The 11,969-nt window shown below is 67.1% G+C and carries 16 protein-coding genes; 8 read left to right on the top strand and 8 right to left on the bottom strand.

Translation table 11 applies throughout. The features are described 5' to 3' along the window. The first annotated feature begins 601 nt into the window (after positions 1-601). Entirely contained in the window at positions 602-784 is a 183-nt protein-coding gene (locus tag Q7A36_RS35335; protein ID WP_305108499.1) for a hypothetical protein, read from the top strand. A 265-nt stretch (positions 785-1,049) separates the two neighbouring features. Here the strand turns inward: Q7A36_RS35335 and Q7A36_RS35330 are convergent, their stop codons facing one another. Genes Q7A36_RS35330 through Q7A36_RS35310 form a run of 5 tightly spaced genes read right to left on the bottom strand, consistent with a single transcriptional unit; the run spans position 1,050 to position 2,806 of the window. Continuing rightward, on the bottom strand, positions 1,050-1,448 hold the full coding sequence (locus Q7A36_RS35330; RefSeq protein WP_305108498.1) for a hypothetical protein: 399 nt from the start codon (positions 1,446-1,448) through the stop codon (positions 1,050-1,052). Further along, entirely contained in the window at positions 1,445-1,945 is a 501-nt protein-coding gene (locus tag Q7A36_RS35325; RefSeq protein ID WP_305108497.1) for a hypothetical protein, read from the bottom strand. The genes Q7A36_RS35330 and Q7A36_RS35325 overlap by 4 nt, the downstream gene beginning before the upstream one ends. Further along, positions 1,945-2,205, bottom strand: coding sequence for a hypothetical protein (locus tag Q7A36_RS35320; RefSeq protein ID WP_305108496.1), 261 nt, complete (start codon positions 2,203-2,205; stop codon positions 1,945-1,947). Before Q7A36_RS35320 ends, Q7A36_RS35325 begins: the two co-directional genes overlap by 1 nt. A 14-nt stretch (positions 2,206-2,219) precedes the next feature. Next, positions 2,220-2,426, bottom strand: coding sequence for a hypothetical protein (locus tag Q7A36_RS35315; RefSeq protein WP_305108495.1), 207 nt, complete (start codon positions 2,424-2,426; stop codon positions 2,220-2,222). Positions 2,427-2,440: 14 nt separating this feature from the next. After that, positions 2,441-2,806, bottom strand: a complete 366-nt coding sequence (locus Q7A36_RS35310) for a hypothetical protein (RefSeq protein ID WP_305108494.1) — start codon at positions 2,804-2,806, stop codon at positions 2,441-2,443. A 149-nt stretch (positions 2,807-2,955) separates the two neighbouring features. Here Q7A36_RS35310 and Q7A36_RS35305 point away from each other — a divergent pair, with 149 nt between their 5' ends. The 5 genes from Q7A36_RS35305 (at position 2,956) to Q7A36_RS35285 (ending at position 4,896) form a co-directional block, all read left to right on the top strand. Next, positions 2,956-3,198 (top strand): helix-turn-helix domain-containing protein, encoded by a 243-nt coding sequence (locus tag Q7A36_RS35305; protein ID WP_305108493.1) that lies wholly within the window; start codon positions 2,956-2,958, stop codon positions 3,196-3,198. A gap of 82 nt (positions 3,199-3,280) precedes the next feature. Further along, on the top strand, positions 3,281-3,577 hold the full coding sequence (locus tag Q7A36_RS35300) for a hypothetical protein (protein WP_305108492.1): 297 nt from the start codon (positions 3,281-3,283) through the stop codon (positions 3,575-3,577). Then, entirely contained in the window at positions 3,574-3,837 is a 264-nt protein-coding gene (locus Q7A36_RS35295; RefSeq protein WP_305108491.1) for a hypothetical protein, read from the top strand. Before Q7A36_RS35300 ends, Q7A36_RS35295 begins: the two co-directional genes overlap by 4 nt. Before the next feature lie 53 nt (positions 3,838-3,890). Further along, complete coding sequence (locus Q7A36_RS35290; RefSeq protein ID WP_305108490.1) at positions 3,891-4,073, top strand: hypothetical protein; 183 nt, start codon at positions 3,891-3,893, stop codon at positions 4,071-4,073. 544 nt (positions 4,074-4,617) lie between these two features. Then, positions 4,618-4,896, top strand: a complete 279-nt coding sequence (locus Q7A36_RS35285; RefSeq protein ID WP_305108489.1) for a hypothetical protein — start codon at positions 4,618-4,620, stop codon at positions 4,894-4,896. Positions 4,897-5,747: 851 nt separating this feature from the next. Here the strand turns inward: Q7A36_RS35285 and Q7A36_RS35280 are convergent. Continuing rightward, entirely contained in the window at positions 5,748-6,062 is a 315-nt protein-coding gene (locus Q7A36_RS35280) for a hypothetical protein (RefSeq protein WP_305108488.1), read from the bottom strand. 199 nt (positions 6,063-6,261) lie between these two features. On the opposite strand from Q7A36_RS35280, the gene Q7A36_RS35275 reads away from it, so the two are divergent. Then, entirely contained in the window at positions 6,262-7,296 is a 1,035-nt protein-coding gene (locus tag Q7A36_RS35275) for an IS630 family transposase (RefSeq protein ID WP_305108487.1), read from the top strand. Positions 7,297-7,351: 55 nt separating this feature from the next. Continuing rightward, complete coding sequence (locus tag Q7A36_RS35270) at positions 7,352-7,609, top strand: hypothetical protein (RefSeq protein WP_305108486.1); 258 nt, start codon at positions 7,352-7,354, stop codon at positions 7,607-7,609. A 321-nt stretch (positions 7,610-7,930) separates the two neighbouring features. On the opposite strand, the gene Q7A36_RS35265 is transcribed toward Q7A36_RS35270, so the two are convergent. Next, a complete protein-coding gene (locus Q7A36_RS35265) occupies positions 7,931-10,090 on the bottom strand; it encodes a two-component system sensor histidine kinase NtrB (RefSeq protein WP_305108485.1) in 2,160 nt (719 codons plus the stop codon). Further along, positions 10,038-11,534 carry an ATPase domain-containing protein gene (locus Q7A36_RS35260; protein ID WP_305108484.1) on the bottom strand — a complete coding sequence of 499 codons (1,497 nt, stop codon included), beginning with the start codon at positions 11,532-11,534 and terminating at the stop codon, positions 10,038-10,040. Before Q7A36_RS35260 ends, Q7A36_RS35265 begins: the two co-directional genes overlap by 53 nt. Positions 11,535-11,969 lie beyond the last annotated feature (435 nt).

The following is an 11,969-nucleotide window of genomic DNA, read 5'->3' as shown; positions in this document are numbered from 1 at the left end:
CATGTGGACCAGGCAGGACTGCAGCAGGTGCAGCGCATGAACGGACACCTCCGGCGCCTCCAGGCGGTTGATCGCCAACTCGCCGCCCTTGCCGAAGACGGAGGAGGAGCGGGCGGCACCCCGATGCCAGAGGCGGGTCGGTGAGAGAATGACAGGGACCCCGGCGCTTGACGTGCCGTTTCGGACGGACCGTGCGGTGGCTTTGGCTATCACGGTGATGTTGGTTTGGAGGTACCTGCGTACCTGCGTACCTGCAGACCAATGCATTGCCCCTACTCCGGCGAGTTTTTCCAGTGATGCATGCGTGGCAGATACAGGGCAGGTGTATGCCGTTGTGTGGCAGATGCGTGGCAGCTTGCATGGCAGATACGCGGCAGATCTATGCCAGCTAGCAGGCAGATGCAGGGCAGATGAGTGGCACCGACGCGGCAGTAGATGGAGCCGTGAGGCATGTTCATTGAACGTAAGTGCAGCTTCCAGGCCCTGCACTGGGCCGCTTGACGCGAGCGCCTTCTCGGAAAAGTTCGGCAATGCGTTCTTGCAGTGCTTCGTCGCCCTTGACCGCGTGTAAAGCCTGCTCTCGCGCGAGGTGGCGTCTCGGGTGACCTTGCGGGAACTCCTGCAGCTCGAGCTGACCGCCTACGGCGTGGACGATGACGAGGCTCGCGTGACGCTCAACGGGCTCAAGGTGGTGCGGCCGGCACGCGCGGTGCACGAGCTGACGACCAACGCGCTGAAGCACGGCGCACTCGGACGCCTGGGTGGGGAGCTGGCGGCCACCTAGGCTACAGACGGCGCGACAGGGACAGAAGAACTACGTCTCGACTGAGCCGAGAGTGGCGTCGGGGTGGTGGGCGACGATCCCCCCGCGCGCCGACGTTTCAGGCTCGATCTGCTCGAGCAGTTGCTACCCTACGAGGTCGACGGGGAAACCCACGTCGTGTTCAAACTCGATGAGCTGTGATGCTCAGTGCGGCTGCCGCTGGAGGAAGGGAGGGGCGCCGCCCTTCCGACGGCGGTCCTACCGCTTGCCGCCGCTGAGGTGACACTCACATTTTCATCTCGCGGAGAAGGTCGGCCAGAAGTGACCGCTCGACATCGCCAACACGCGCCCACTCGCCGTAGCGTTCGACGACCCTGGCCTTGACTTGCAGGCCTGCGATTGTCTGCGCAGGTTCTGCAGTGATCGCATTCTCGACTTGCTTCATCATTTCCCAAACTTGCTGCTGCAGTGCGCCCAATGCCTCGCCCTCCACTTCATCGGTGGCTTCGTCGAGAAGGCAGCTGATTTGGTCATGCTCCTGCATGAGCTCCTGCCATTGCTTTCCGAGCTGGAGAAGTGGCTCGGCGCCTGCCGCACTCAGGAAGCAGGCATGGCCCGCGGTCGATTCGGTCACCGCGATGGAGACCAGCCCGAAGAGGGTGCGGCGGTCGGGAGTGCTGCTCATGGACGCTTCTCCACCAGCACAAGATTGCGGAGAGCGGCCAAGGCCCGCCTCCTGTGATCCACCAGCCGCGCCATGCCGGCCGGCAGCTGCTGGCGAAGATACGCTGGCACCACCGCGTCGTCGCGGTGCCGGGCCTCGACGGCCAAAGCGGACAGCGCGTCGGCAATCCGGCCGACCTGGTCGACGTCCCCTGTCGCGTCAGCAAGCTCGTCGACCAGCCGCAGGAGGCGCGCCGAAAGGCTGTTGCCGCCCCGGGGGATCTGGCGATGGACAGCCAGCCCATGCGCCGCCAGCCCATCCAGGAGGTCCCGCGCCGCGTCACGCGCCTCGCCAGGGTGCAGCGCCGCTCGGACCGTGAAGCCGTTGTCCAGGCTGTCATGGACGACCTCGTGGCTGTTGAGCCAGCAGTCGCCACTATCCCGAACGGCACCGTTCCGAGCCACGACGGTGCCGAGGCCTTCGCTAATCGTGTCGAGCACGAAGGAAGAGGCCGGCATTAGTGCATCTCCCGGCTGGCGGGGGCGGGGATGGCGACCACCGCAAGGGCGTAGGCGGCCTGGTGCCCCTGCGCGACGTGCCGCATACCCAGGACGCGGCAGATGGCCAGCAGCGCCTCGACGGTCAGGCTGCGGGCGAAGCTGGCGGCAAGCCGCAGGCGGGCCGCGATGCAACCCTCCTCGGTTTGGATGTCGAGGCCGGCGATCGCGGCAGGGACGTGGGCCCGAGACAGGGCGGCGAGATGCTGCATCGTGCACATGGTGCTGCCCTCCCTCACGCCAGCCCGCGGGCGATGTAGAGCGAGGCCCCATCCGGCCCGGGATGGCACTCCGTGGTGCCGGTGCGCAGGACCCGGCGGGATGCCGCGGCCAACTCCGGATGGGCCGCCACGAACGCAGGCGGTGAGAGGCGAGCGGTGGTGGTCAGAGACCGGTCAGTCGGGTGCGCGACGGTCAGGATCACGCAGGAAGGGCGACGCATGGGCTGGGCCTCCCTCACGCTGCGACCAACAGGGGAAAGGCGAAGCTGGCGAAGACCTCCGCCGCTGCGGCGCGCTCGGCCGCGTCATGCTCTGGCGCGTAGCTCTGCGGCACGCTGGCCACCACCGAGACGAAGGCGAGGATCGCCGCGAAGGCCGCGTCCTCGGTCACGCCGTCGGCAAGCGGCAGCCACTCGCCGTCGCGCACATGGATGGTGGCGCGGAAGCCATCGCCGTCGTGCCGCACGTCGATGCAGCGGACGCCAGCGATGACCATCGCCAACGTCGCAGGGTTGCGAGGGGAGGGGTGGGCGATGACGGTGACGCCCCGCATGGCAGTGAGGCGCGAACGGGCTGATTGGTCTATAGAGAAAGCAGCCATGACCCATGGTTCCTTGCAGGGTTGGGTTGTGGTCAGGGCCGGGTGGGAGGATCGGACCCCTCCTACTCGGTCCGCTCTTAATCTTGCGATCAAAATATAATCGTCTTCACCTCTTTCCCGCAAGAGGGAAAAGATGATATTTTGATCGCATGATTAAGCCCGTTCAGAGCCGCATGGCCCGTGCCGCGCTCGGCTGGAGCCTGCAAGACCTTGCTCGCGAAGCAGACCTCGGCATTGCTACGGTCAACCGCTTTGAGGTCGGCACAGCCGCCACGAACCGGACCACGCTTTCACGCATTCGGCGGACCTTTGAAGCTGCCGGACTGCGATTCATGGAGAATGGGTGCGTGTGTCCGCCGCCTGAGCCCGAGGCGCAGGACAAGACAGCATGACCCGCTGCTGGTTCACCCTCACCGCAGCGCTCGTCAGCCTGGCCACCACTCAACCAAAAAGAACAATCCGGAGGAGCGAGCAATGACCGTTCCAGGCGAGCCCGAGGTCGCCGGCCGGCTGCAACGAGCCCTGGAAGCGTTCCAAAAGGCTCAGACCATGCTGCTGACCGCCCATCGCAAACTGAAGGGACAACCAGCCGCCGAGGTCGATCGGTTCTGGATGGCACAGGGTCGCTGGATCGAGCAGCACCTGCACGCCACCGCGTCCGAAGCCGTCGCCGCCTTCCGGGCATTCTCTGCCGCCGGTCTGGTCGCCAGTGCAGCCGACCGCCACTTGGTCAATGAGGCGCAGCGACTTCTTGCCGAAGGTGGCCGATGACGCAGAACCAGCCTCCAAAGCCGAAGCTCACCTCCGCCGAGCAGCGCCAGCGCCGCGAGGACCGGCTCGTGTGCATCCGCCTGCGCATGGCCATCGGCCGATACCTCGACGACCGCGAGATCACCACGTCGGCCGCGATCGGCGAGGCGCTCGGGATGCCGGCGAAGGAGGCGCAGGCACTGATGACACGACACCGCTGGCATGAGGGCGACGTGCCGGCGCTCCAGGCCATCGCAGCGCGGCTCGGGTTGCCTGTGTGATCTCCGGGACAGCCTTTGCCCGGAGCAGGTACTGCCGGGCGATCTGCGGCGTCATGCGGACCACCCAGGCCAAGGAGGACGGTTGGCTGCCGGCACTGCTGCACACATGCGGATGCGGCGCGGGGCAAGCACAACTGAAGCCGGTGACCGAAGCCGAAAGTAGGTGCGTGACCGCCGGCGGGCGGGTGCTGCCGATCCTGCTGGTGCCGGATGAATGGCCAAGCGCTGGGGCCTGACCTTCCTCGGTACCATGAGGGAAGGGGTCGTCCGACCCCAGCCCGCCGCCCGCGTGTTCCCCCCCATCGCACTGGGGGCTGTATCGCGGACCGGACCCCTTCCGGCCCCCCGTGAAAGGCTACCTATCTTCCCACCATTGCCCAAACCACAGCCGCAACGATGCGTTCGCCAGCCTGATCGGAGGGGGGTAGCTTCTCCGGTTTCAAAGAGGCCGTCCCGCATGGGGAAGACACGGGGCGGCCTCAGCGACATTGTGGATGATGCCGACATGACCGAGCCCGCCGAGATCCGGCTAGACCTCGCTGACGTCCTCGCCGAGCTTTTCCTCGGCGCGATGGCGCGTGAGGTCGAGATGGACGAGGACGACGAAGAGGACGCGTGAGCATGCGCCCAGGGCCGAGACGGCGCGGGAGACGTGGATGACGCTTAACGCGGTGGCGCGGCGGGCAGCGAAGCGCCGGTGAGGGTGAAGCGGAGGAGGGGCCAATCCTCTGGCCACCGACGGCTACGGATCTGTATCGTTCGAAGCGAAGGAGACAGCCGGTGCCGGACTTCCTCGCCAACGACTTTGGCGCCATCGCACGCGCCATGCGGCGCGAGGCTGCGGTAGCAACCAAAGTAGTACTGCACTTCTGGTATATGCTCACTCCTCTGACGAGTGAATACGAGAGCGTCGACGCCGCAGTTGCAGAAGCTTTTGAACTCTGGACGGATCTTACGACCGATCCGGAATACATCACCGCAGCCGACGGTACCGTGCTGATGGGGCGGGACGCTTTGATCGAGGCTATGACGCGCTACGCTGAAGGAAAGCCGATTTAGCCGGCCACAGAGGAGGGGGCCTTCTGGCCCCGACCTGTACCCACGGTTGGTGACAGCGGGCAGGCCCCTTCCGGCTCCCCATTGAAGTCTAATGAGCTTACCGCTGCCGCTCAAACCGTGTTGGCGAGGGCGCGTTCGGACAATGGGTACCTTCCTCGGTTGCGAACAGGCCGCTCCGCTTTGTCTCTATGCGGGGCGGCCTTAGCGACGTCTCCGCACCAGATCTGGAAAACTTGCGCCGCACGGTCCGTCCGGCCTCCAGTCCCGCCGTCGATCGCAGTCGGCCGAGAGTGCCACCAGCACCTCGGGCAGTGTCGCCGTAGGGCCAAAGCGCTGGAGCAGCGTGGCTAGCCTGTAGCGGCCGCGGCGCGGGCAGCGCCGGCATTCCACCAGCACCACGTTGACGGGAAACTCGCGTAGCAGGACGGCACCGGGATAGGTCGCGCTCATCGGCCACCAAGCACCTCGCGCACCAGCGCCCAATCCGCCGCGCTGACGATGCCCTTCGCCACCGCCTCGCGGCCGGCTTGCAGCAGGTCGAGACGCTGAGCCCGGGCGAGCATCATGACCCTCAAGTACACGCCGCTCAGCCGGTCAGCTTCAGCGTCGATGGCCAGACGATCCAGGTCGGTTGCTATGGCGATTCGCCTTTTGGGACAGACCGAAATCTAGGCGAAACCGCCCGACATATTCTATTTTTGTTCGCGTATGTCGCGGCACCTGGATGGCAGCCCGAAGCCGGTGGACCCGCTCTGGTTTCGGCAGCACGAGGTGCTGCACATCCGCTGCCGATGCGGACACCGAGCCAGCGGCGTCATCGGGATGCTGGCTTGGCGCGGGCGCGGCGCTCGTTAGAGTCCGGGTTGCCCGTTGGGCGGGGCGGCGGTCGGGACAGCGCTCGCCAAACCAAGGCGCTGCGCGGTCTCCTCAGCCAGCACGATTCCGTACCACGCGAGGGCGGCATCGTATGCCTTCTCTGCCGCGATTTTGGCGCCGGTGGCAGCGGAGACGTTCGCGGCTCGCTGCACGGGCGAGATGCCGGAGCCTGGCGGCGGATGCACAGCGTGGAAGGTCGCGTCGCGAGCGGCGAGCATCTCGGCGAGGGTATCAACAAGGGCGGAATGGGCGCCCGCCAGTGTGTGGGGCTGGATGGATGGGATGACCACGGCCTGGACCTCGTTCGTTGGGTCGCGAGAACGGCGGGCGGCGGCGGGCGGTTCGTCGTGCCTGGAGCGGTCTCACGAGGCCCCGGACATGAAAACTCCCCGGCCACGCGATCCGGCGCAGGGGGCGGGAGGCTTTCGTTATTGAGCCGGCCGCGACGTTCTTGAAAGTCTGGCCTGCTGTACCCAAATAGCTGACATCATGAAACACGTGGACATGCGGAGCCTGACGCCAGAGGCGCAAGAGGAGCGCCGGCGTCAGGTGATCGGGCTGCGTCAGGCAGGGCAGACCTATGCCGCGATCGCAGCCCAGGTCGGGCTGACCCAGACCGGGGTTTTCGACATCTGCAAGCGCTTCGCCGAGCACGGCCCGGCGGGACTGAAGAGCAAGCCGCGCGGGCCGGAGCCGGGGCATGGCACCCTGCTGACGGCAGAGCAGGAAGCCGAGGTCCAGGCGCTGATGCGCCAGCAGATGCCGGACGAGCTGGGGCTGGACTTTGCCCTCTGGAGCCGGGCGGCGGTGCAGGCGCTGGTCTGGCAGCGCTTCGGCGTGGCGGTGGCGGTGCGGACGATGGGCACCTACCTGGCGCGCTGGGGCTACACGCCGCAGAAGCCGCTGCGGCGGGCCTATGAGCAGGACCCGGCGGCGGTGCGGCGCTGGCTGCGGCGGGAGTACCCGGCGATCGCGGCGCGGGCCAAGGCAGAGGGCGGCGTGATCTTCTGGGGTGACGAGAGCGGCCTGCGCTCGGACGACGTGCGCGGCCGCAGCTACGCCCCGCGGGGCGAGACCCCGGTGGTCCGCCCCAATCACCGACGCGCCAATGTCGGCCTGATCTCGGCGGTGACCAACAGGGGCGAGGTGCGCTGGATGATCCTCAATGGCGCGATCAAGGCCCCGACCCTGATCCGCTTCCTCGAGCGCCTGATGCGCGACGCCGGGCGCAAGGTGTTCCTCATCCTCGACCGCTTGCAGGTGCACCGGGCGCGGCTGGTCCGCGACTGGCTGGCAGGGTGCGAGGCTCAGATCGAGGTATTTCACCTTCCGGCCTATAGCCCCGAGCTGAACCCGGACGAGGGTGTGAACGGCGATGTCAAGCAGGTGGTCACCGCCAAGCCGCTGGCGCGCAGCAAGTCGCAGCTCAAGCAGACCGTCGTCAACCACATGCGCAGCCTATCCAGGCGACCGGACCGCATTCGCGCCTTCTTCCGCCATCCGCAGTTCCGCTACGCAGCCTAGCTCAAGAACACCGCGGCCGGCTCAATATAAGTGTTCGGAGCCGTTTGGACTCGGCATGCGGGTCGAAGTTGCCGATGCGGTGATGGGAGAACCGGACGAAACCCGGTTGCCCAGCGACGTGATAGCTGAGGTCGAGCCATTGGCGAAGCATGGGGAAATCGGCAATGGGCGGAGTAGAGGTAGTGACACTACCTCTACAGCAATCGGTCGCGGGGCCGACTACCTCGCCGCCCGCATCAAGCGCGATCGACCAGACATCGCGGCGCGCATCGATGATTTCTCCAGCATGGTGGCGGCTGCGCCCTCAGTGTGATGCGGGGCACAGCCAAGCGCCCCGCCGAGGCATACCCTCGCTTCGACTTCGGATGATGTTTCCCCTCCCCCCAACCTTCGGCCGGTGAGCAATCGCCGGCCATCTTTTTGTGCGATAGCCCGCTGGTGATAGCGCGCCGCCACGCGGGCGGGTATTCGACCCCATGAACGACGACAGCCCCAACAAGTCATTGCCTGCTACAACGCGGGCCGACGCCTTCCGAGAGCGCTTTCGCCGAGCCCAGACCATTGCGGCACAAGCGGCTCGCACGCCTGCCTCAGTGAGCCGCTTCAACCCCATTACTTGACCTGGCGGACTGCTCTAATCAGCGGCTTCGCTTCGCGGCCAGGTCGCGGACCGGTGCTTTAGGCCTGCCAACACTTCCTGGAGTTCCATTGGCGACACTGGCTTGCGCAGGACCCGCAGGCCTTCATTCAATGCTTCCGCCGCGAAGTCGGTCGCCACCTCCGGACCCGCCACCAGCATGGTCGGCAGCCCTGGACGACGGACCCGCGCCGCCCGGGCCAGGGTCATGCTGTCCGGCCCAGACAGCGTTGGATGTGCGATGCACAGCAGGCCGAAGGAGGTGTCCGCGTCGATCACCTCCAGTGCCTCGCCCGCACTGGCGGCCTCCGCCGCGTCCCAGCCCGCCTCCCGGAGGCAATGGACGAGGTAGCGCCGTGTGAGGGGAACGGCATCCACGATGAGAGCTCGGGACGGCATGCCAGCGGCCGGAGGCGGCATGGCTGTCACCGTCGCAGCTTCGGCTTGCGGCAGCCAGAGCGTCACGGTGGTGCCGCGCCGTGGTTCGCTCTCCAGCCGCAGCGCGCCGCCCGACTGCTCGGCAAAGCCGCTGGTCATGGACAGTCCGAGCCCGGTGCCCCGGTCCGCCGGCTTGGTGGTGAAAAAAGGCTCGGTGGCGCGCGCCAGGGTCGCCGCGTCCATACCGCTGCCAGTGTCGGCAATGCTCAGTCGTATGTACCTGCCGGGCTGCAGACCGGCCGGATGCTCGGTGCTGCTGTCCACCACCTCAGGCGTGGCAGCGAAGACGACCTCACCGCCCTCGGGCGGCATCGCGTCCCGCGCGTTGATGGCAAGGTTGATCAGCACCGTCTCGAGCTGCCGCCGGTCGGCCCGCAGCGCCGGCAGCCCCGCCGGCGCCTCGGCCCGCATCCGGATGCCCGGTCCGAGCGCGTTGGCGAGCATATCCCGTAGCCCACTCAGCAACTCGGCCGGGTCGACGTTCGTGGCGTTGAGCGCCTCGCGCCGCGCGAAGGAAAGCAGGCGGCGGGAGACTGCGGCCCCTCGCTCGGCCCCGTCACGCAGCCCTGCCAACAGCCGTAGGGGGCCCGGCCCCGCCGCGGCGAACGTGGCGCCGTGGCGCTTCTCGAGCAGGGCGATGCCTGCCAGCACGGCGGCGGAGGCGTTGTTGAAGTCGTGCGCAACGCCGCCCGCGAGCTGGCCCAGCGCCTCCATCTTCTGCGTTTGCCGCAGCCGCTCCTGTGCGGCCTCGCGCTTGGCCGCCTCTAGGGCAAGCTTCTCCTCGGCACGCTTGCGGGCGGTGATGTCGACCAGGGCGGCCATGGTGCGGACGAAGCGACCGACCTCGTCATGCTCAATTCGGGCGGAGACGAGGACGTCAGCAATCTCGCCGGACCGCTTGATCAAGCGGTATTCGACGTCGTTGAAGCCGCCTTCGGCAAGCAACCGTGGCCAGTGCGCCTCCCGGTGCTGGCGGGCCGCCTCCTCGGTCATGAACTCGGTAATGCAATGACCGACCACCTCGTCGCGGCCGCTGTAGCCTATGAATGCGAGCCAGCGGTCGCTGACGCTCAGCAGTCGGCCCTCGGCATCCAGGGAGTGCAGCGGGATAGGTGTCTGCTGGTAGAGCGCCCGGTAGCTGGCCTCGGCCCGCGCCCGCTCGGCCGCCTCGGCCGCGAGGGCACGGGTGCGGTCCTCAACGCGGGCCTCCAGCGTCTCGGCGGCGAGCTGCAGCGCTTCCAGGTGGCGCCGCGTCTCGTACTGCCGGGCACGGGCCCGCAGAGCATTCCGGGCGGCGCTCCGCAGCGTCTCCGGGTGGAGAGGCCGATCCAGCAGGGTGACATTGCCCAGCCCTTCGAACAGCGCCCAGCGCCCGCCGGACCTCTGCAGGCGGCCTCCCGTCGTTAGCACCATGATCGGCAAGTCCGACCAGGATGGCTGCCGCGCCAGGCAGGCCACGAGCGCATCCGACCCGCGGGCGAGCGCCTCCTCCGCGATGACGAGAGCGGAGGTGACCGTGCCGCCATTCAGCCGCAGCTCGTCGCAGAGCGCGGCGAGGTCGGCGCATGGCGTGGTCGCTACGCCCATCCCGTCCAGGACGCGCCCGATCTCCGCCGCGTCGCGGCCAATGGGCGCGACGACAAGAATCGAGCCTGGGTTCGAGATGTCAGCCGGCTCCTTGGCTCTCGGAGCCGAGGAGTTGCTCCTGCGGGCCGACATGAGTTGGCACCCCGGTGAGCACCCCCCGCAGATCCATCAAGGGCGGGCCGACCTCCATGCCGCGGGGGAACAGCCGGTACTCGCGGATTGAGAGCTCGTGGACCCCGGTGCGCTTTTTGACGACGGAGATCGCCTTCCGCACCTCGCCAGCCGCCTCGAAGAAGCGCAGCAGCACCACCGCGTCACTCAGGAAGCTGAGGTCGACCGGGTTCTGCACATCGCCCACCACGCCCTGCTGTGCCAGGATGAGGATCGTGACCACGCCCTTGTTGTTGAGGTAGGTCAGCAGCTCGTGCATCTGCAGCACCAGCGATTGCTCCTCCGGCATCGTGCCGAGATACGAGTTCAGGCTGTCGATGACCACGACAGCCGCTTGTCGATCCTCGACCTCGCGCCGGACCTGCCAGACAAACTCACCAGGCGAGAGGCGTGACGGGTTGGCGCGGCGCCAGTCGAGCTCACCCGCTTCCACCGCCTCCACCACCGGCAGGCCGAGCGCGGCGGCGCGGCGCGAGAGGGTCTCGAAGGTCTCGTCGAAGGAGAAGTAGGCGGCATGCTCGCCCCGGCCGACCGCGGCCATCGCGTAGTGCAATGCGATCGAGGACTTGCCCGCACCGGAGGGCCCGACCAGCATCGTCGTCGTGCCCCGGTCCAATCCACCGCCGAGCACCTTGTCCAGACCGGCGACCCCACTCGAGATAGCGTCGTGGTTTGGCTGCTCTTTGTGCTCCTCCGCGATCAGGCTGGGGAACACCAACACCTCGCCGGTGGTGAGAGCGAAGTCGTGCCAGCCGCTCTGGTAGTCGGAGCCGCGCATTTTGGCGATCCGCAGCCGCCGGCGCGAGGCGCCGTAGTTGCGCTCGATCTGCTCGAGCGAAATCACGCCGTGCACGAGGCTGTGCAGGTCGGCCTCGCCGCGGCCCCCGGTCAGGTCGTCGAGGACCATCGTGGTAATCCTGCGCCCCTGAAGGAAGCGCTTGAGGGCGAGCAGCTGCCGGCGGTAGGGCAACGAGTCTTGTGCCAGCAGCCGCAACTCGGCCAGGCTGTCGATCACCACGCGCTCGGGCCTCGTCGCCTCGATGTGCCCGGTGATCATCTGCATAGTCTGGCCGAACTCGGCCTCGGCCGGATACAACACCGTCTGCTGGTTTTCGATCTCAGCCTCGGCCGGCACGAGTTCGAAGACGTCGATGCCCTCGAGTGACCAGCCGTGGGAGGCGGCCGAAGCGGCGAGTTCCTCCGCGGTCTCGGACAAGGTAACGTAGAGACACCGCTCGCCATTGGTGGCCCCCTCGAGCAGGAAGCGGAGGGCAAAGGTCGTCTTGCCCGCTCCTGGCATCCCTTCGACCAGATGCAGCCGGTGCCGGGGCAAGCCGCCGCGGAGGGTGACGTCGAACTCTGGTATCCCGGTGCACAGCGTCGGGATTGGCCGTGGTTCAGGCATAGGTTGTCTCCGTTTTTGACCACCACGGCTGAGCGGACGCAGGGCTAGGCTAATTGGACCGGCGGGCCTTCTTCGGCGTTCGGCCGCTCGGTGCAGGTTGGCTCAACACCGAAGGGTCGCGGCTCTTGCCGCTTGACGTAGGATGTAACTCGCCGGCGACGCGGGCCTTCAGAACGGTTTCGACGAAGTTGGTGAGGTTCCGGTTCTCCGCGGCGGCGCACCGCCGCACTGCCGCCAGGAGGTCGGGCTCAATCCGCAAGGCAAGAGGCTGCTCCATGTCGGTACATACTAATGCATGAAAACCGTGATACTGCCTGCGGCAGTACATAGCAATGCTGGATCCGTGGGCCGACCGGACAAGTCTATTGCCCCGCTGAAGGACAGCTTCAGTTACAGGCTGTGTGAAAATGCGGTAGAGCTATGCGGGAAACTGGA

Origin of the sequence: Paracraurococcus lichenis (assembly GCF_030657435.1) — a bacterium.
GTDB lineage: Bacteria > Pseudomonadota > Alphaproteobacteria > Acetobacterales > Acetobacteraceae > Paracraurococcus > Paracraurococcus lichenis.
The sequence above is the reverse complement of the archived record's forward strand: the minus strand, read 5'-3'. Positions and strand labels throughout refer to the sequence as shown.